The sequence below is a fragment of the Desulfobacter hydrogenophilus genome (assembly GCF_004319545.1).
Classification (GTDB): domain Bacteria; phylum Desulfobacterota; class Desulfobacteria; order Desulfobacterales; family Desulfobacteraceae; genus Desulfobacter; species Desulfobacter hydrogenophilus.
Map to the genome: position 1 here is coordinate 1,611,448 of NZ_CP036313.1, position 19,523 is coordinate 1,630,970.

Sequence of the window (19,523 nt, forward strand, 5' to 3'; positions counted from 1 at the left end):
AATGAACCGAAATTCATAATATCAATCGATCTTAAAAAGATCAATGAGAGTTTCTATGAACGGACTGTGTCCATATTTCTCCGTGTAAGATGGTTTCAGCATCGGGGTGTGCGCTATCTGTTGCCCATGCAGATCCGGGCCGCCACATTGACCGCTTCAACACCATCTGAAGAATATTCTGCACCAATGGATTCGGCCCACTCCCGGGTCACCACGGCACCGCCCACCATAACCTTGCATGCAAGCCTGTTCTCCTTTACCAGGTCAATGACCTCGGGCATGCGTACCATGGTGGTGGTCATCAGGGCGGACAGCCCGATAAGATCGGCCTTGTGGGTCTGGGCCGCCTTAATGATATCTGCGGCCGTGACATCCTTGCCCAGATCAATCACATCAAACCCGAAATTTCTGAGCATCAGCACCACAATATTTTTTCCAATGTCGTGGATATCCCCCTGGACCGTGGCAAAGACCAGGGTTCCCTTTTTTTCATTTGCACCGGATGCCTGAAGAGCGGGTTCAAGCACGGCAAACCCCTTTTGCATGGTCTCGGCACTGGCAATCAGCTGGGGAAGAAAATACTTTCTTGCATCATAGTATTCTCCCACGGTCATGATGGCCGGAATCATATTTTTTTCCAGCAGTTCGGATGGGGCGATTCCCTTTTCAAGGGCTTGATTACAAAGCCGTTCAATATCCTCCCTTCGGCCTTCAATCACCGCCGCCACAATCTGCTCTTCTACGGGCAGATCCGCTATTTTTTCAGCAGTTGTCTCTTTTTTTTTTTCCGCGTTTTTATCCTTTGCAAATCGCTGGATATATGACAAAGCATCCCGGTCCCGGCCGGTTAAAACATCCGAGGCCGCTTTGGTATCCATCAAAAGCTCATGGGACGGGTTGGCAATGGCCCAGGAGAGCCCGGCACCAGCAGCCATGGCAAAAAAGGAGGCATTCACCCACCCGCGTTCGGGCAGACCAAAAGAGATGTTGGACAATCCGAGAACCGTACCAAACCCCTGTTCGGAGGCCCATTTAACGGTTGCAAGGGTCTCTTTGGCAGCCTGGGGATTACTGGATACGGTCATAACCAGGCCGTCCACAACCAGATCTTTGTTTTTGTACCCATAGACGGCGGCCCGTTCGGCAATTTCAGTGACCAGCTCTTTTCTTCGTTCAGCCTTGTCCGGCAACTCATTGTCGGCCAGGGGCAGCACAATGAGCATGGCCCCATATTTGGCCGCCACCGGCAAAAGTTTATCAAGTTTTTCTTTTTCAGCTGAAATTGAGTTGATCAACGCCCGACCCGGGTAATAACGTACGGCCGCTTCCACCACATCCGGATCCGAGGAGTCAATGACCAAGGGCAGATTCACCACCGGTACCACACTTGAAATGATATCTAAAAGGGTCTGTTTTTCATCAATTCCGGGCATGCCTGCGTTGATGTCCAGCAGGTCGGCCCCGGCCGCAGCCTGGTCCCGGGCCAGTTTGCGCACATAGGCCATGTTCCCCGCTTTCAGCTCCCCTTGCAGGATCTTTTTCCCGGTGGGGTTGATGCGTTCTCCAATGATGCGGATCGTGCTCTTTGAATCCGTAATCAGCGCCTGGGTGGCCGAAGAGAGCATGGCCGTTTCCATAGGCTTTCTTTCCAAAGGAGAGAGTCCTTCCATGCCCCGGGCCAGTTTGGCGATATGCTCGGGGTTGGTACCGCAGCAGCCCCCCATGATATTGACCCCGGCTTCGGCAAAGGGCCGGGCAAAATGGCTGAACTCATCGGCATTCATGGGAAATACGGTTTCGTTGTCTTTTATGACGGGCATCCCCGCATTGGGTTTGGCCATCACCGGAATCTGTACCATCTTTCGGATACGCCGGATAACGTTAAGCATCTCTGTGGGACCGGTGGAGCAGTTGACACCCACCACATCGGCCCCTAAACTTTCAAGGGTGACAGCCATGGCCTCGGGCGTGGTGCCGTTTAAGCTGTGCCCGGTTTCATCAAAGGTCATGGACACCATGGTAAACCCGCTGCAAAGCTCCTTAACAGCAAGCAGGGCGGCCCGGCTCTCTTGGATATCAATCTGGGTCTCAATGACAAAAAGATCCACACCGCCGTCAATCAACCCCTTTACCTGGCGTTTAAATCCCTGTATGGCCTGTTCAAAATCAAGATCACCAAAGGGCATGATAAACCGGCCGCAGGGACCGATATCCCCGACGATCAGCGGGCGGATTCCTTCCCGGGCCGCCAACTCATCCGCCGTTTTAACCGCATTTTCTGCAATCGTGCAGTTAATCTGCTCAGTTTTATCGGCAGCGCCGAACTCTTCAAGCTTCCAGGGGGTGCCCCCAAAAGTGCAGGTGTAAAGCATATCTGAACCTGCCCGGGCATAGGCGCGGTATATGTCGGCCGATACCTCGGGATTTTCCATGGACCAGAGTTCCGGGCTGACCCCCGGCGGCAGGCCGCGTTTCTGCATCTCGGTGCCGGTGGCACCGTCCAGGATAAGAATTCGTTTATTAATAATGTCCAGTATGCTTTTGTTTTTTTCTCCCACGTTATTTTTACTCCCCTGTCACTTTTGAAATACCGCAAAATGCGGTAACGCTTTTTTCCGGTATCAGGATACAGGTTTCCGTTATGGCCACCCCAAGCGTTTCCATTTTAAGAATTTGATATACATCTGCCTGAAATCGGATGTCAAAGTCTCCATAACCAGCAGAAAACCGCTTTAATTTCAACATTTTTCGTTCTCTCACCAGCTCTTTGTTAAATAATGCCATCAGCCAGTCAAATCCTTCATCGACAATTTCAGATGCCGCGGCGTCCACAATTACAGCCCCGGTCATTCTTTTGTCTTTCTGAAGCTGTTTAATCTCATCTGCAACAGCTTGACCGCCGGTAATACCCATAATGAGCAACTGGTCGGCCTTCCCCAGAAACCGGGTGAACCTGGCGCTTTCAAACACCGTATCGGATTGCTTTAACGCAACGGTTTTGTTTTGGTGGTCAATCTGTATATCCCCGATGCAGGCCGTGGCTTTGAGATGGATATGGTCTGCCGCATAGGTGATCCAAGTGTCCACCTCGGACATCATCCTCTGTGAAATTTCATTTTCACGGCGCTGATACCCCAAGCGTTTCAGTATCTTATGCCGTGGCACCTTTAAAGGAATGTGTGGAAATATTCTAAGCTTTTGCATCCGGGTAATATACCAGTTTTTTGTTTTTATGAAAGTATTTTCACCTGGATTGGTCGGAAAATCGCATGAAAACCCAATAAAATTAATGGTATTTCCGGATTCCTCCAATCCTTGACCTCAACACCCTTGACACTTAAAAACAACATTTCGTTAACAAAAAAAACTGATTATAACGGATTTGGGGGACTGGGGCGGGGAGCGATGAAATAGACTGAAAAAATTTATTTCCTGAGTTATGGTTGAAGTGCGAACAGCAACTATAACAATGAAGGGAAATGATGACTTCTGCCTCTAACACCGCTCCCCGACTGAATCGAACTATTTGTATGCACGTTTGTCAAGCACAATATGACACCATCATTCAACATACCATCCAATTTGGGATCTCAACTTTCGGAGGAATAAATTTACACCCCCAATAATTCCTCAGGACCACTTGAAAAGCCAAAACACTTGAGAGCTTGACCCATCACCTGATCAAGCACCTCCTGTACCATACGCCCGCTAAAATCAAACAGTCGCCGAATATTTACCAAAGCTAAACGCATGATCCGCTCCAAAGAAACTATAAAAGATAGATTGTTCATCTCATCATTACAGGCCCTGAAAAGTTCCCCGAATGACCTTTGATCCACACATTGCCGCTGATAAAGGCTGAGCATGTTATATCTGGCAATAACAAGAGATGTATGAGCGATCAGGCCATCGTAGTTCCTAATTTGTATTTCTTTGACCAATTTCAGGTGTTGCTTGCACATTTTGAAAAAGACTTCGATATCCCATAGAGGTCGGACAGCCTATGCTTTTTGCCTTGATATTCATAACACCATTTTGGATGATCTTTCAGCATGCATATGACGTGTATGTGTTCGCGCAAATCTGCTATTACTGATGGCATCGAAAACCAACAGTCCATTAAGGTAGAATCGTCAAAAATAAGAACTTCTTCGGAAGAATCATCAAGAAGCTTTCTGATGACAAAATAAATCCGGCGGCAAAGATGAAGGGTAAACCGCCGCCAGTTATATGTCGGAGAGTTCGAAAAGTGTAAGCAGCGCCCTTATCGACTTTGAATTTGTTATTTGATTTTGTAGGTCGGTAAGGGTAGTATTCATTTTGACGAATTTCCTTTGTCTGAAATGTTTGTTTAGTGGTAAACGAAGCATGTCATATAAAGTGAAATTCGTCAATTCATATTGCAAATTCAATTAGTTACAGTCTTATTCGCTGCTGTTTTTAAGCACCGAAAGTTGAGCAATAGATTAACGAGTAGTACATTAATCCGGATTGTTCACCCAATTTGTCGTGGTTTCAGCAATTCCATTGCCCAAGCCAACGAATCTTGATAAAAAACGGGAGAACAAACATGCTAACTGAAAAAATGAATTTCAACCATATCATTTCCCAAGGCGAAAAATATGATTAAAACCTTTACAGTTGAGGGCTGGCAGGGAACATCTGCCATCCATGTGGGAGAGTCCTTGTCCCGTGTAGGAGAGTACCTGCCGGACCAGGGTTCTGTGGTTATTGTTACCGATGAAAACATCCTCAAGCATTACGGTGCATCCTTGCCTGCCGGCCATGTAATCACCATCGGTTCCGGGGAAAAAATCAAAACCCTTGCTACTGTGGAATATATCCTGCGGGAAATGATTAAGGTCGGGTGCGACAGGTCAAGTTTTTTGCTGGCTATCGGCGGGGGCATTGTCTGTGACATTGCCGGATTTGTAGCATCTGTGTTTCTAAGGGGCATCCGTTTCGGCTTTGTTTCCACCTCCCTTCTTTCCCAGGTAGATGCCAGCGTTGGAGGCAAAAACGGCGTCAATCTGGATGCCTTTAAAAATATGGTGGGGGTATTCTGCCAACCACAGTTTGTCCTGTGTGATATCGACATGCTGTACACCCTGCCGGACAGGGAAATCTCCAACGGTTTAGCCGAGATTGTCAAACATGGACTGATCAGCGATCGACCTCTTCTGGAGTTTATCGAAAATAACCGGGATAAAGCCCTGGCCCTGGACCGGGAAACGGTTTTCCGGATGGTTGCGGATTCAGTGGACATTAAATCCCGTGTGGTCCAGGCAGATGAACGGGAGGCCGGTGAGCGCCGCAAGCTTAACTTCGGTCACACCATCGGACATGCGTTTGAAAAACTCAACCCTTCCGGCCATGGTCGTGCGGTCGCCGCAGGCATGGTAGCGGCAGCACAGTTTTCCCAACAGAGAGGGTACATCAATCAAGGGGATGTGGACCGAATCAAGGAGTTACTTTTAGGACTTGGACTGCCTGTTGACTTTGACTTCCCCCCGGAACAGATCATTGAGGCGGCATCCAGGGATAAGAAAAAACAAGGCAAGAATCTCTTTTTTGTTTTTCTTGAACAAATCGGGCAGGCCAGGGTGGAGAACATAAGCTATGATAACTTAAATGGTTTTATCCGTGGCTATTTTGTCTAATGTTCGTTATTATTTTCACATTTTTTTCTCTTTACCCTGATTTTAAAATGGATGTAACTCCGGCCCTGAATACAATGTGACAGGTACAGCAGATATGTATCAATCTCGCACATATCCGTATGACTTAATGAGGGCAAAAATATTATTGACTATTCATCCTAAATAGGATTTAATCCTATTTAGGATTTAACCAAAAGGAAAACTGATTGGATCTATTTTACAAAAAATGCAAGGCAAACAAGCTGAAAATTACACCCCAGCGAGTAGCAATTTACAAGGTGTTAACAGCGTCTGTTTCCCATCCCAATGCAGAACAGATCCATAGAGAGGTAAAAAAACAGTTTTCCAATATCAGTATAGATACAGTGAATCGAACGCTTTTGACCTTTGCCGGAGCCCATATGATTGATATTGTGGAAGGCCATGGTGATCCCAGACGGTTTGATCCAAATCAAAAAGCACATCACCATTTTTACTGCGTGTCCTGTCACAAGATATTTGATTTTCAGACAGATTCCGTGGACAGGTTAACCCTGCCCCCGAACATAGAAAAAAAATTTTTAATCACGGGAAAAAGGATCTGCCTGACAGGTTATTGTAACTACTGTCGCAGCAAAACGGCAGGTGAAAAAGAGTAACGTGGATAGCGGCAACGCACCACATATAACCATTACATTTAAGGAATTAAGGAGAGTTTAATTATGGCAAGTTTGAAAGGAACCAGAACTGAAAAAAACCTGCTCACCGCCTTTGCTGGTGAATCCCAGGCAAGAATGCGCTATACCTATTTTGCCAGCCAGGCTAAAAAGGACGGGTATGTCCAGATTTCTGCAATTTTTGCCGAAACTGCAGACCAGGAAAAAGAGCATGCAAAACGCTTTTTTAAATTTCTTGAAGGCGGAGAGATTGAGATTTGCGGCACTTTTCCTGCCGGTGTCATTGGTACCACACTGGAAAACCTGAAAGCGGCTGCGGCCGGAGAACATGAGGAGTGGAGCCAAATGTATCCGGAATTTGCCGTTATTGCCAGGGAAGAGGGCTTTGATGCCATTGCCATGGTTTTTGAGATGGTGTCTGTTGCTGAAAAACAGCATGAAAAAAGATACAATGATCTAGCGGCCAATATTGAGGCAGGCACCGTTTTCAAAAAAGATGCCCCGGTGACCTGGCGGTGTCGGAACTGCGGTTATCTGCATGAAGGAATTGAGGCAATTGAAATGTGCCCCGCCTGTGCCCATCCCCAGGCTCATTTTGAAATTCTCGGTGAAAACTGGTAGCCTGTAAGGTTACCTTCCCCGATTCGTGATAGGGATACGCGTTGTTCTTTTGCTGGACAGGGCGTATCCCTTTTCAAAAGCCCTGCTGATTTTTGGCGTCCAAAATTGACAAAATCCGATTATGAACTTATAGTTACGATAATTTTAACCTAAAAATAGGAAATAGCTATGGCGGAAAATATTATTCATCTTGATGATGAAGATTTCGACGAACTGTTAAAAACTTCTGAAAAGCCTATTATGGTCGATTTCTGGGCACCTTGGTGTGGCCCGTGCAAAGCCATTGGCCCTACCCTTGAAGCATTGGCCGCTGAATATGGAGATCAGATAATCATTGCCAAGGTCAACGTGGACGATAACCCCATAAGCCCCAGTAAACATAATGTACAGGCCATTCCAACCCTTATTTTTTTCAAGGATGGAGCGGTTGTAAATCAAATTACCGGTATGGTGGCAAAGGAAAAACTTGAAGAGGCAATCAAGAGCGTTCTTTAAGGAGATTTCCAATGAGTGAATATGATCTGGTGATCATCGGGGCCGGGCCGGCTGGCCTGACCGCAGGACTGTATGCAGCCCGGGCTCGGATGAATGTTTTGCTGATTGAAAGAGCCGTTCCCGGCGGTCAAATCCTTGTAACGGACTGGATTGAAAATTACCCTGGGTTCCCCGAAGGTATTTCCGGGTTTGATCTAGCCGAAAAAATAAAAGAACAGGCGCTGGCTCTGGGGTTAGACATTGAAACGGCAGAGGTTCAGGGTCTTGATCTTTCCGGGACAAGCAAGGAAGTTATTCTCAAGGAAAAACGCATTAAAACCAAGTCCCTGATCATTGCCTCGGGCGCATCTCCCAGGAAGCTAGGGGTCGGCGAGGATAAGTTCATGGGTAAAGGCGTCTCCTTTTGTGCCACCTGTGACGGGCCTTTTTTTCGGGATAAAGTGGTGGTAGCCGTGGGCGGCGGGGATACAGCGGTCCAGGAATCCATTTTCCTCACTCGATTTGCTAAAAAAGTATATCTGGTTCATCGAAGAGATGAACTGCGGGCCACCAAGATTCTTCAGGAAAGAGCTTTTTCCAACGACAAAATGGAGTTCCTCTGGGATAGTGTAGTGACTGGAATGGATGGTCTTTTCGGCGTTGAGAAAGTCAATGTGAAAAATTTAAAAACCGGCAATGAGACGGAAATTGCGGCGAACGGCTGCTTTATCTGGGTCGGCATTCTGCCCAACACCGAATTTATAAAAGGTGATGTGAAGACAGATGAAGGCGGTTTCATTATGGTGGACAACAAAATGCAGACTAATGTGCCCGGTGTGTTCGCCATCGGCGATGTCAGGGATACACCTTTGCGCCAGATTGCAACGGCTGTGGGAGACGGTGCTGTGGCTGCGGTCAGCGCAGAGCACTATGTAGAGAATTCATAAAATGAAAAAATTTCTCATTGCAGGAATGGTCTTTCTTTTTCTGTCAGGGTGTGCCCTGTTTGAAGAAAACCATCAGATGAACAAAAACGCCCAGCAGCTGGCAGCTGAAGGGGCTGCTTCATTTATGAATGAGGATTACGAGGATGCGGTCAAGGCCTATACGGACCTGAAAGACTGGTATCCGTTCAGTAAATATGCCATTCTGGCGGAATTAAAGATTGCAGATGCTCATTTTCATCTTGAAGAATATCCCGAGGCCATTGCAGCCTATGAAAATTTTGAGAAACTGCATCCTAAAAATGAGGCTGTACCCTATATTATCAACCAGATCGCCATGTGCTGGTTTAATCAGATAAACACCATAGACAGGGATGCAACGCCTGCAAAAAAGGCCATGGCTGAGTTTAAAAGACTGATCCGGCTGTTCCCTGAAAATGAATACAGCCAGGACGCTTTGGCGCACATTGATGCCTGCATTGATAATATAGTCAGCCATGAGTTGTATGTCGCCGATTTTTATAACAAAACAAAAAAATACGAGGCTGCACTGAAACGTTACCAGTATATTGTAGAAAACTATGCCGGGACCGATCAGAGTCAGATCGCCCTTGAAAATATTCCCAAGATGTCTGAACACATTAAAGCAGTCGAATCCGACAACGAAGAAAAATAAAAACCCTTTACTTTTATTTTAATATATTGTATTCGTTTCGGGTTTTAATTTTGATATAGCGATTTTATTAGGAATTAGGAGTATATAAATATGTCTAAAGAATGTGCAATCTGTGGAAAGAAACCAATGGTCGGCAACAATGTCAGCCATGCTCATAATCTCAATAAAAGGCGCTTCAATCCCAATCTCCAGAGAGTTCGGGCGGTGATTAAGCCTGGTTGCGTCAGAAAAATTGATGTGTGTACGTCCTGCATTAAGGCGGGAAAAGTAACCAAAGCCTCTTAAAAAGAGTGTTTGAACAAAAAGGCACTTATCTGCGTCGTTGCATCTGGATAACTTTTTTGTCCAAACACGGGTTCACGTTCAGCACTAAGTAAAAAGTTACTTTTTTATTTTTCCAGGCTTAAAGATATTATCACTAAATTCCGGTATGTGTGAGCATACCGGAATTTTGTTGATTGAATTTTGGTTATAATATTTTTGAAGCCAGTTCTGCTAGTTCAGAACGCTCACCTTTTTCAAGATTGATGTGCGCATAAAGATTCTGACCCTTCATTTTTTCTATAATATACGCAAGCCCATTGGTCTGGGTGTCCAGATAAGGGTGGTCTATCTGAAAAATGTCTCCCGTAAAAATAATTTTTGTACCCTCTCCTGCCCGGGTGATGATGGTTTTTACTTCATGGGGTGTCAGATTCTGGGCCTCATCCACGATAAAAAACACCCGTACAATAGACCGCCCCCTTATGTATGAAATTGGTGTGATAACGATCTTTTCCTCTTCTATCAGCTCCTTGATCTTTTTTCCATTGGAACCATTTTCATTAAAATGATTCTGTATAATAGAAAGGTTATCATACAGGGGTTGCATATATGGGTCTAGTTTGGAAGCCACATCTCCGGGAAGAAACCCTAAATCTTTGTTGCTAAGCGGAACAACGGGCCGAGCAATGAAGATCTGACGGTAGAACTGCTTTTTAGCCAGGGCCGCGGCCAAGGCCAGCAGGGTTTTTCCGGTACCGGCTTTGCCGGAAATGGTAACAAGGGATATATCCGGATTGAGCATGGCATTCAGGGCAAATGTCTGCTCCGAATTCCGAGGTTTGATGCCGTAGCATATTCTGGGCTGAATCAATTTCACGGTCCGGCTTGCACCGTCAAAATAGGCCAAGGCGGATTTGGATCCGTTTTTCAATATCACATTTTCATTGGCAAAAAGCGCAACATCTTCTCCCAGGCTTTCGGTGTGGATTTCATAGGGCTTTTGGTACAGTTCGTCCAGTACCTGGGAGCCAATGTTATTTACCACCTTCATACCCGTGTACATCTCGGAAATGTTTTCAACATACTGGGAATTGTAATTTTCAGTTTTTAAACCGATGGACCGAGCTTTCAAGCGCAAATTTACATCCTTGCTTACAAAAACAACATTTTTAAAATCGTTTTCTTTGGCAATGGCATAGGCAATATTTATGATCCTGACATCCGGGGTAATCTCATTAAAATTGTTTTTAATTATGGGATCCAAAGCGGTGTCAAGCCGAATGGCAATACTGCCCTCTCCGTTATCAATGGGAACCCCGCCGTTGAGCATTGTATCACTGGACAATGCATCCAGGGTCCTTAGAAAGTCCCGGGCGTTGCAATTAATGACATTATTCCCTTTTTTAAATTTATCCAGTTCCTCAATAACCGTAATGGGAATGTAAATATCATTGTCTTTGAATTGATGAATGCATCCGCTGTCATGAAGGATAACGTTGGTATCCAGGATAAATATTTTTTTCATACAAATCTCCGCATTAAAATAAAAATTTTAAAATCAAGATGGTGTTGATTCAGGTGTTGATCGAGAACAAGGAAGTGGGGTAACGGACCTTTCATTTCCGGTCTTCTGGCGGGGGCTGGTAAATTGAAGACGTTTACCATAATATTCCAGGTTAAAGGTTAATGTTAAAGTCGGGCCGTACCGACTAACTGATCACCCTTGGCGCGGGCGGTTAGGGATGGAATTTCCTACACGATTAAAGTGAACCCGACTATCTTGAGCATAAATGAAAAATTCTTTGTTATATACTCAATTATCCAAAAGTTTAGTTAGGAAATGATGAAGGAACAACAATCTTACACGCTGCCCCCCAAAGCGACCCTGCATTAAAGACCGCAGATTAAATAACTTGAACGAAATAGCTTGCCTTTTGGACCATCTACTTCGTTGTATCAAAGGCCCAATAGGCCTGCTATTCAACCTTTAATACGCCTTGTAGATGAACCAAAATTCGGCGTTATTTCTGCCCAACTTATTTAATCCGCGGTCCTAAAAAGCATCGGAATTTATTTCTTCTGATTCTCGAATTAACGAATCAAGTGTCTACAGTAACGATCCGCCTGACATCGTTAACGGTTTTTACCCGGCGAAGTTCTGCCATAACTTTTTTAAGCTGTCCCGAACTTTCCACCATGATGGTGAAATAAAAAACCCCAATGCCCTCGTCCGATGTTTCCGAGTGCGCGTTTAAAATATTGATACCAGCCTTGGAAATGACAGCAGCAATGTCGGCCAGAAGGCCATGGCGATCGTCTGTCTTGATGCTAATGGATGCAGGGTATGATTCCTTAATACCATTGGCCCATTCGACGTCAATAATCCGTTCACTGCTCATTTTTAAAACGTTAATGCAGTTCTTCCGGTGGATGGCGACCCCTTGGCCCTGGGTGATATATCCGATTATGGGATCTCCGGGCAAAGGATTGCAGCATTTTGAGAACTTGACCAGAATATCATTGAGTCCTTTTACAATAACCCCGTTGGTCCGTTTGTCCGAAGGCCGGGAAACTATTTTTTCAATAACGGCAGCATCGGTATCCTCTGGATCTTTTTCAAATTCCGGCACAGCCCGTTTCAGCACCTGAAGCGCTGTCATTTGTCCGAACCCCACATGGGCGATCAGGTCGTCAACCGTTTTGAATCCCAATGACTCTGCCACCCTGCCGATATCACCTGACTTGATCAGGGCGTTGAAATTTTGATTACGTTTTCTGAATGTTTTCTCACACATTTCCCGTCCCAGGGAAGAGCTTCGCTCCTTTTCCCTGGCATTGATATAGGCCCTGATTTTTGTCTTTGCCTTAACTGTTTTAACAAAATTGAGCCAGTCCCGGCTGGGGTTGTGTCCTTTGGTGGTTATGATTTCAATGGTATCGCCGGTACGCAGTTCATGGGAAAAGGGTACAAGCTTACCATTGACCCGGGCACCTGTGCACTGGGCCCCAACCTCCGTGTGAATCCGGTAAGCAAAGTCAACGGGTGTGGCCTTTTTGGGAAGCGTTTTGATCTCGCCTGCCGGGGTAAATACGTAAATTTCTCCGGGATAGAGATCTATGCGCACATTTTCAAGGAATTCATCCGGATCTTTGAGGTTTTCCTGGTTCTCCACAAGATTCCGAATCCAGGCAAACAGTTCGCCGGTGTTTTCGTCAATTTTGCTACCTTCCTTGTATGACCAGTGGGCTGCTATGCCGGATTCTGCCACCCGGTTCATTTCATGGGTCCTGATCTGAATTTCCACCCGTTCACCCTTGGGGCCGATTACCGTGGTGTGGATGGACTGGTACATATTGGGCTTGGGATTGCCGATATAGTCCTTTATTTTGTAATATATGGGTTTCCACATGGAGTGAACCGCCCCCATGGCAGCATAACACTGGGGCACGGTGTCCAGGATGATGCGAAAGGCAATGATGTCATAAACCTCATGAAATTCAAGGCCCTGGGACAACATTTTCTGGTAAATGGAGTAAAAGGATTTAAACCGTCCCTTGATCTGGCAGGGCAATTCCATCTCATCCATTTTATAATGCAGGGAGTTTGAGACCTCATCAATATATGCTTCCTGCTCGTCCTTGGCTTTATTAACCAGGGTAAGGATACGATCGTGCTCTTCACGCAGGGTGTAAAAAAAGGCCATTTCTTCCAGTTCATTTTTAATCCAGAAGATGCCAAGACGTGCGGCGATGGGTGCATAGATATCCAGGGTTTCCTGGGCGATGGCGGCCTGTTTTTCAGGTTTTTTGTGGTATTTGAGGGTCCGCATATTGTGCAGACGGTCTGCCAACTTGATGAGAACAACCCGGATATCATCTGCCATGGCCAAAATCATTTTACGCAGAGATTCTGCCTGCTGGGCGACCTTGGTGGCCGCATGCAGGGCGGACAGCTTTGTTACGCCCTCCACAATATGCGCGACCCCGGGACCAAACATATCGGAAATATCTTCTTTGGTGGCCGGGGTGTCCTCAATGACATCATGGAGCAAGGCCGCAGCAATGCTCTCCATGTCCAGCTTCATGTCTGCCAGGATATTAGCAACCTCCAGGGGGTGGGATAGATAAGGTTCTCCAGAGAGCCGGACCTGGCCTTCATGAACCCGGGCGGAATAGATATAAGCCCGGTCAATGAGCGAGACATCCGCATCTGGACTATATTCATAAATTTTGTCCAATATGTCGGTGATTCGAATCATTTTATCCTACCGGTTGTTGCGTTGTTTTAAGTTTTTTTATATGAAAATCCCAATGAGTTGTTAAATGGCTTTCATGTTTTGTTGTGGGTTGCGCCTGGGTGCTGATAGACCAGGTCGCCCCATGACTGTTAGTAGGCCTTGGCAAACAGAACCCGTCGATCACTTTTTGCACCACAGCAAATACAGGTTCCCTCTTCGTCAGGGCTGTCAAAGGGAATGCACCGAATGGTTACGGACAGATCCTGTTTTATTTTTTCTTCACACTGCCCTGATCCGCACCAGTGGGCCATGACAAACGCGCCGTTGTTATACCCTTTTGCGTTTTTATACAGATCGTAAAACTTATCTTTTTCATCAATGAAAACGGTGTTGGCTTCCCGAAAAGCGTGGGCACGCTGGAACAAGGTGTCCTGGATGTCATCCAGAATGTCGGCAATGGTATTTATAAATTCATCCCTGTTAAGCCCCTTTTTCTCACCGGTGTCCCTGCGGGCCATGAACACACTGTTATTTTCAATGTCCCTGGGACCCAGTTCCACGCGCACCGGAATACCTTTTTTCACCCATTCCCAACCCCTGGCACCACCGATATCCCGACTGTCGATCTCCACTTCCACGGGCAGGCCGTAATAGGTCTGTTGTCTTAGGGCAACTTTAAGGGTTTCAGCGCTTTCCAGAACACCTGAATTGTCAGCCCCCTTCTTGATAATGGGCAGGATCACCACATGGGCCGGGGCAATGCGCGGCGGGACGACCAGGCCGTCATCATCGGAATGCACCATGATCATGCCGCCGATCATCCGGGTGGATGTTCCCCAGGACGTGGTCCATGCATAGTCTTCCTGGCCCGCTTCATTCTGAAATTTTATGTTGGAGCTTTTGGCAAAATTCTGGCCCAGGAAATGGGAGGTACCGGCTTGAAGCGCCCTTTTGTCCTGCATCATGGCTTCAATACAGGTGGTGTCATCCGCCCCGGGAAACCGTTCGGATTCACTCTTACGGCCTTTGATTACCGGCATGGCCAGCCGCTCCTCAACAAACCTGGCGTAAATTTCCAGCATTTGAAGGGTACGTTCCATGGCCTCATCTTTGGTGGCATGGGCCGTATGCCCTTCCTGCCATAAAAACTCACTGGTGCGCAGAAACATGCGCGTGCGCATTTCCCAGCGCACCACATTGGCCCACTGGTTTAAAAGAATGGGCAGATCCCGGTAGGATGAGGTCCATCTGGACATGGACTCACCAATAATGGTTTCGGATGTGGGCCGGACAATCAATGGCTCGGCCAGCTCCCCGGCCGGTACAAGCCGGCCGTCTTCGCCCTTTTCCAGCTTGTGATGGGTGACAACGGCACACTCCTTGGCAAAGCCGTCCACATGCTCGGCCTCTTTTTCAAGGTAGCTTAGGGGAATAAATAATGGGAAATAGGCGTTTTTTACCCCGGTTTCCTTGAACATGGCATCCATCTGACGCTGGATGTTTTCCCAGATCGCAAATCCCCAGGGTTTAATCACCATGCATCCGCGGACCGGAGAATTTTCTGACATGTCCGAGGCTTTTACCACCTCCTGGTACCACTGGGAATAATCTTCTTCCCTGGTGGGGGTGATGGCGGTTTTAACTTTCTTTCCCATTTATTTCCTCCGCATTTAAGATCATTGCGTCAATTTCTTTTATCAATTCATCCACAAGATACGCCTGGTCAATTTTGCGGATAACTTTTCCCTTTTTAAACAAAATTCCCATGCCGTCACCACCGGCAATACCGATGTCCGCTTCTTTGGCTTCTCCCGGACCATTGACCACGCATCCCATAATAGCAACTTTAATCCGTGCTGAGCGCTCAAGTAAAGCTTTTTCTACCTGTTCGGCAATTTTAAACAAATTTATTTTACACCGCCCGCAGGTGGGACAGGAAATCAGCTCCGGACCCCGTTGACGCAAACCCAATGCCCGTAAAATTTCATACCCGGTACGGATCTCTTCCACCGGGTCCCGGGTCAGCGAAACCCGGATGGTGTCCCCGATTCCTTCGGACAGCAGCATGCCGATGCCGATGGCGGACTTGGTAATGCCGGCATAAAGCCCACCCGCCTCGGTAATCCCCACATGAAGGGGCACGTCGGTCAACGGGGAAAGCTGCCGGTAGGCCTCCACGGTACGTTCCACATCCGAAGCCTTCAAGGAGACCTTAATATTATAAAACCCCAGATCTTCTAAAATCCGGATATTGGCAAGAGCGCTTTCCACCATGCCCCGGGCCGTCACACCGTATTGCTTCTCAATTTCTTTTTCCAAAGATCCGCCGTTTACCCCGATGCGGATGGGAAGGTTGTGGACCTTGGCACAGTCCACAACTGCTTTTATTTTGTCGGCCGTGCCGATATTCCCCGGATTGATCCGCAGCCCATCCACACCGGATTCGGCCGAAGCAATGGCCAGCCGCCAGTCAAAATGGATGTCGGCAATCAAGGGGATGTGAATTTTTTCTTTAATTTTTTTTAAAGCCTTGGCCGCTTCCATATCCGGCACGGCTGCCCGGATAATTTCGCACCCGGCCTTTTCCAGGGACAATATCTGATTTATAGTGGCTTGCACATCCTGGGTCTGGGTATTGGTCATGGACTGAACCGAAACCTGTGCCCCGGAGCCCACGGGTTGTGATCCCACCTTTATCTGCCGGGTTTTCCGGCGTTCTTTGAGCAGCGGCATAAATTAAATCCTTATTTTAAAAAAGCAAATGCCTGCATCGCAATTTTCAGATGCAAGCATATTTCTATAACCGATTAACTTACCATATTGGGATAGTTTTTTTCAAGATATTGCTGACAGGCCATCGCCGGGACAAGGGTAAAAAGCCAATAAAGCCCTGAAGCCCCCCGAATTTCGGTCCCTTGTTTTTTTACATGCATCTTTGTATTGTACGTTCCAACATGAAAAAATCCTCTAAAAACAGGCTCACCATACATCAACAGGCGTTATTTCCCAAGGACACCCTTTTTGATAAAATTGCAAGGGCGGTATGCCGGTCCCAGACGCTGCCGAGAAAAGAACTTTACGAAGCATGGGAGGTGGCAAAGCGAATCAGAAGGATCTTCCGGGGTGGCAGAATAGTGGATTTGGCATGTGGCCACGGTCTGGTTTCCCATATTTTACTATTAATAGATGATACCTCGCCCAACGCCCTTGCCGTTGATACGCATATTCCACAAAATGCAAACGCGCTGTCCCAAAATTTGATCAACACATGGCCCCGGTTAAAGGATAGAATTTTTTTTAGCCAGATGCCCCTTGAGCAGGTAGAACTATCTTCCCAGGATATTGTTGTATCCGTACATGCCTGTGGTACGCTTACAGATACGGTTATTGAAAAAGCGTTGTCGGCAAGGGCAAAACTTGCGGTGCTTCCATGCTGCCATGATCTTGACGCTTGCGACACAGGCGGCCTTGAAGGCTGGATGGACGGCCCCCTGGCCGTGGATGCCACACGGGCATTCAAATTGGCCGGCAAAGGATATACAGTGATGACAAAAAAGATTCCTGTAGAAATCACGCCTAAAAATCGTCTTCTCATGGCATATCCCAAATGATGAAGAATCAATTAGGAACCGCCACTGAATTTTCAATGTAAATCCATAAAATTTTATAATTAATATAAACTAATTTTAACATATTTAATATTTCTTGACAAAAAGCATCTTACTATCCTAAAAACATGATTGGCGTACTTGCAGCTCAGATAATCGTACTATCGGAGATAAAAATTTGAGTCCTCGGCTTAAGGGGATGAAAGTATGGTTCATGTGCTTTCAAAGAATTCCGTTTGGATCGAGGCATTGATCATAACCATAAACGAAGAGAGGTAAAATGAGCGCTTTAGGTTTAACACACAAAATTCTTAAAGACCACTTGGTCGAACCGGCTGAATTGCCGGCACCCGGAGAATTGATTAAAATCAAGATTGATGAGGCTTTCACACAGGATGCCACAGGTACCATGTGTATGCTTCAGCTGGAAGCCATGGGCGTTGATAAAGTAAAACCCCTTGCTGTAAACTTTGTTGACCACAGTATGCTCCAATCGGGTTTCAGAAACCCGGATGACCATCAATACCTGAGAACTGTTGCCGCAAAACTTGGCATCATCTTTTCTCCGCCGGGCACCGGTATCTGTCATTTCACCAATATGGAAAACTTCGTTAAACCCGGTATGACAGGCGTTGGTGCTGACAGTCATACTGTAAATGCCGGTGGTGCAGGTGCGATCTTCATGGGTGCTGGTGGATATGACGTTGCACTGGCAATGGCTACAGGCATGTACACCATGCCCATGCCCAAGGTGACCAAGGTTAACCTGACCGGTCAGCTGGCCAAAAACTGTATGGCCATGGACGTCATCTTAAAGATGCTGGAAATCGTATCCGTAAAAGGCGGCAAGGGCATTATCTTTGAGTATGCAGGTCCCGGCGTTAAAACCCTGTCTCTGACAGAACGTGCCACCATCACCAACATGGGTGCTGAAATGGGTGCCACCACCTCTATCTTCCCAAGTGATGAAAACACCAAAGCCTTCCTGGAAAGCCGTGGTCGCGGTGGTGACTACACCGAACTGTCCGCAGATGAAGGCGCTTCCTATGATGCAGAAATTAATGTTAACCTGTCTGAAATCGAACCGCTGATCGCCATCTATCCCTCTCCGGGTAATGTTGAAAAAGTTAAAGATCATGCCGGAACTAAAATTCATCAGGTCTGTATCGGTTCCTGTACCAACAGCTCCTTTGAAAATATCGCCACATTTGCAGAATCCCTTAAAGGCAAACGTGTTAAAGTTGATACCCTGCTATATCCGGGTTCCAGATCCGTTGCCATGCAGCTTGCCGACGCAGGTTACATCTCAATGATGTTTAATTCCGGCGTCAGAATCATGGAGAATGGTTGCGGCGCCTGCATCGGCCAGGGCGGTTCCCCCCCAAGTGAAGGTATCACCCTCAGAACTTTCAACCGTAACTTCCCGAAACGTTCAGGTACGGACGACGCCCAGTGTCATCTGATCAGCCCGCTTGTTGCAGCGGCCAGTGCCTTGACCGGTGAAATTACCGTTCCTGAAGCAAAAGACATTGCCATTAACGTCATTCCGCCTGTTATCGACACGGATTCTTTCATCATGCCGGATAAGGCCGATAAGTCCGAAGGCGTTGTTCGCGGACCCAACATCATGGCACTGCCTGAATTCTCACCGCTGCCCGACGTTGTGAAAGGCGAAGTTCTGCTTAAAACCGGCGACAACATCAGTACTGACGACATCCAGCCTGCCGGTGTATTCCTGCCCCTGCGCTCCAATGTTAAAGAATATGCCATGCAGGCAACTTACAACCAGGTTGACAGCACCTTCGCCGAACGCGCTGTGGCTCACAGAGACGCCGGCGGAGAAGGTTTCATTATTGGTGCTGAAAACTACGGTCAGGGAAGTTCCCGTGAGCATGCTGCACTTTGCCCAAGATGGCTTGGCATCCGCGCTGTCATTGTTAAATCTTTTGCCCGTATCCATGTGGCCAACCTGGTTAACTTCGGTATCGTTCCCATGACCTTTAAGAACCCGGCTGACTATGACAAAATTAAACAGGGCGACACCGTATCCTTTGATGCCACAAACCTGGCCGGAGATCTGTTCCTTGAGGTCAATGGAGAAAAACTTCCCCTTGAACCTGCTTTTGACAAAGACATGATCCCCACGCTTAAACTAGGTGGTGCTCTGGCTCAGTTTAAAGCGACCTACAAGGGATAACCACTGTATAATTAAAGTGCTAAGGTCGGGAAACGCCATTCCCCGACATACATAAGAAAAAAGGGGGATAATCAATAGATTATCCCCTTTTTTTGTTTTAAGAATATGAATTCGAAGAAGTATCCCTCTCTAATCGATACACATCATTTCAAAAGGAGGGATTTAAAAGCCATCATATAATTAGG

At 46.7% G+C, this 19,523-nt stretch carries 15 protein-coding genes and 1 pseudogene; 9 read left to right on the forward strand and 7 right to left on the reverse strand.

Annotated features, from left to right (window positions below; all coding sequences use genetic code 11):
• Positions 1 to 113 precede the first annotated feature (113 nt).
• The 3 genes and pseudogenes from EYB58_RS06900 to EYB58_RS24700 form a co-directional block, all read right to left on the reverse strand.
• Positions 114 to 2,558 (reverse strand): homocysteine S-methyltransferase family protein, encoded by a 2,445-nt coding sequence (locus EYB58_RS06900; protein ID WP_111953786.1) that lies wholly within the window; start codon positions 2,556 to 2,558, stop codon positions 114 to 116.
• A 7-nt stretch (positions 2,559 to 2,565) separates the two neighbouring features.
• Entirely contained in the window at positions 2,566 to 3,204 is a 639-nt protein-coding gene (locus tag EYB58_RS06905) for a hypothetical protein (RefSeq protein WP_131072020.1), read from the reverse strand.
• Between the two features lie 407 nt (positions 3,205 to 3,611).
• Positions 3,612 to 4,234 (reverse strand): annotated as a pseudogene (locus EYB58_RS24700) (hypothetical protein); the annotation flags it as partial.
• Positions 4,235 to 4,622: 388 nt separating this feature from the next.
• Here EYB58_RS24700 and aroB point away from each other — a divergent pair.
• The 7 genes from aroB to rpmB all read left to right on the forward strand — a co-directional run bounded on the left by aroB (position 4,623) and on the right by rpmB (position 9,316).
• On the forward strand, positions 4,623 to 5,660 hold the full coding sequence (aroB, locus tag EYB58_RS06915) for a 3-dehydroquinate synthase (protein WP_111953780.1): 1,038 nt from the start codon (positions 4,623 to 4,625) through the stop codon (positions 5,658 to 5,660).
• A gap of 206 nt (positions 5,661 to 5,866) precedes the next feature.
• Positions 5,867 to 6,298 (forward strand): Fur family transcriptional regulator, encoded by a 432-nt coding sequence (locus EYB58_RS06920; RefSeq protein ID WP_111953778.1) that lies wholly within the window; start codon positions 5,867 to 5,869, stop codon positions 6,296 to 6,298.
• A gap of 63 nt (positions 6,299 to 6,361) precedes the next feature.
• Positions 6,362 to 6,937 carry a rubrerythrin gene (gene rbr, locus EYB58_RS06925; RefSeq protein ID WP_111953776.1) on the forward strand — a complete coding sequence of 192 codons (576 nt, stop codon included), beginning with the start codon at positions 6,362 to 6,364 and terminating at the stop codon, positions 6,935 to 6,937.
• 168 nt (positions 6,938 to 7,105) lie between these two features.
• Positions 7,106 to 7,432 carry a thioredoxin gene (trxA, locus tag EYB58_RS06930; RefSeq protein WP_111953774.1) on the forward strand — a complete coding sequence of 109 codons (327 nt, stop codon included), beginning with the start codon at positions 7,106 to 7,108 and terminating at the stop codon, positions 7,430 to 7,432.
• 11 nt (positions 7,433 to 7,443) lie between these two features.
• Positions 7,444 to 8,358, forward strand: coding sequence for a thioredoxin-disulfide reductase (trxB, locus tag EYB58_RS06935; protein ID WP_111953772.1), 915 nt, complete (start codon positions 7,444 to 7,446; stop codon positions 8,356 to 8,358).
• Position 8,359: 1 nt separating this feature from the next.
• Positions 8,360 to 9,031 carry an outer membrane protein assembly factor BamD gene (locus tag EYB58_RS06940; RefSeq protein WP_111953770.1) on the forward strand — a complete coding sequence of 224 codons (672 nt, stop codon included), beginning with the start codon at positions 8,360 to 8,362 and terminating at the stop codon, positions 9,029 to 9,031.
• Between the two features lie 90 nt (positions 9,032 to 9,121).
• The gene (rpmB, locus tag EYB58_RS06945; RefSeq protein WP_020589339.1) at positions 9,122 to 9,316 is read left to right on the forward strand and encodes a 50S ribosomal protein L28; all 195 of its coding nucleotides are present in this window, start codon (positions 9,122 to 9,124) and stop codon (positions 9,314 to 9,316) included.
• A 184-nt stretch (positions 9,317 to 9,500) separates the two neighbouring features.
• On the opposite strand, the gene EYB58_RS06950 is transcribed toward rpmB, so the two are convergent.
• The 4 genes from EYB58_RS06950 to ispG all read right to left on the reverse strand — a co-directional run bounded on the left by EYB58_RS06950 (position 9,501) and on the right by ispG (position 16,266).
• Positions 9,501 to 10,820 carry a PhoH family protein gene (locus EYB58_RS06950; protein WP_111953768.1) on the reverse strand — a complete coding sequence of 440 codons (1,320 nt, stop codon included), beginning with the start codon at positions 10,818 to 10,820 and terminating at the stop codon, positions 9,501 to 9,503.
• 574 nt (positions 10,821 to 11,394) lie between these two features.
• The gene (locus tag EYB58_RS06955; protein ID WP_111953766.1) at positions 11,395 to 13,554 is read right to left on the reverse strand and encodes a RelA/SpoT family protein; all 2,160 of its coding nucleotides are present in this window, start codon (positions 13,552 to 13,554) and stop codon (positions 11,395 to 11,397) included.
• A gap of 128 nt (positions 13,555 to 13,682) precedes the next feature.
• A complete protein-coding gene (proS, locus tag EYB58_RS06960; protein WP_111953764.1) occupies positions 13,683 to 15,188 on the reverse strand; it encodes a proline--tRNA ligase in 1,506 nt (501 codons plus the stop codon).
• Positions 15,172 to 16,266 carry a flavodoxin-dependent (E)-4-hydroxy-3-methylbut-2-enyl-diphosphate synthase gene (gene ispG / locus EYB58_RS06965; RefSeq protein WP_111953762.1) on the reverse strand — a complete coding sequence of 365 codons (1,095 nt, stop codon included), beginning with the start codon at positions 16,264 to 16,266 and terminating at the stop codon, positions 15,172 to 15,174. The genes proS and ispG overlap by 17 nt, the downstream gene beginning before the upstream one ends.
• 221 nt (positions 16,267 to 16,487) lie before the next feature.
• Here ispG and EYB58_RS06970 point away from each other — a divergent pair, with 221 nt between their 5' ends.
• Entirely contained in the window at positions 16,488 to 17,144 is a 657-nt protein-coding gene (locus EYB58_RS06970; RefSeq protein ID WP_111953760.1) for a methyltransferase, read from the forward strand.
• A gap of 277 nt (positions 17,145 to 17,421) precedes the next feature.
• A complete protein-coding gene (locus EYB58_RS06975) occupies positions 17,422 to 19,338 on the forward strand; it encodes an aconitate hydratase (RefSeq protein WP_111953758.1) in 1,917 nt (638 codons plus the stop codon).
• The last annotated feature ends 185 nt before the right edge of the window (positions 19,339 to 19,523 follow it).

Excerpts from the sequence above, each read along its gene's own strand:
- EYB58_RS06905 (WP_131072020.1), bottom strand. The coding sequence starts at position 3,204 with ATGCAAAAGCTTAGAATATTTCCACACATTCCTTTAAAGGTGCCACGG.
- aroB (WP_111953780.1), top strand. The coding sequence starts at position 4,623 with ATGATTAAAACCTTTACAGTTGAGGGCTGGCAGGGAACATCTGCCATC.
- rbr (WP_111953776.1), top strand. The coding sequence starts at position 6,362 with ATGGCAAGTTTGAAAGGAACCAGAACTGAAAAAAACCTGCTCACCGCC.
- trxA (WP_111953774.1), top strand. The coding sequence starts at position 7,106 with ATGGCGGAAAATATTATTCATCTTGATGATGAAGATTTCGACGAACTG.
- trxB (WP_111953772.1), top strand. The coding sequence starts at position 7,444 with ATGAGTGAATATGATCTGGTGATCATCGGGGCCGGGCCGGCTGGCCTG.
- EYB58_RS06940 (WP_111953770.1), top strand. The coding sequence starts at position 8,360 with ATGAAAAAATTTCTCATTGCAGGAATGGTCTTTCTTTTTCTGTCAGGG.
- rpmB (WP_020589339.1), top strand. The coding sequence starts at position 9,122 with ATGTCTAAAGAATGTGCAATCTGTGGAAAGAAACCAATGGTCGGCAAC.
- EYB58_RS06950 (WP_111953768.1), bottom strand. The coding sequence starts at position 10,820 with ATGAAAAAAATATTTATCCTGGATACCAACGTTATCCTTCATGACAGC.
- EYB58_RS06955 (WP_111953766.1), bottom strand. The coding sequence starts at position 13,554 with ATGATTCGAATCACCGACATATTGGACAAAATTTATGAATATAGTCCA.
- proS (WP_111953764.1), bottom strand. The coding sequence starts at position 15,188 with ATGGGAAAGAAAGTTAAAACCGCCATCACCCCCACCAGGGAAGAAGAT.
- ispG (WP_111953762.1), bottom strand. The coding sequence starts at position 16,266 with ATGCCGCTGCTCAAAGAACGCCGGAAAACCCGGCAGATAAAGGTGGGA.
- EYB58_RS06970 (WP_111953760.1), top strand. The coding sequence starts at position 16,488 with ATGAAAAAATCCTCTAAAAACAGGCTCACCATACATCAACAGGCGTTA.
- EYB58_RS06975 (WP_111953758.1), top strand. The coding sequence starts at position 17,422 with ATGAGCGCTTTAGGTTTAACACACAAAATTCTTAAAGACCACTTGGTC.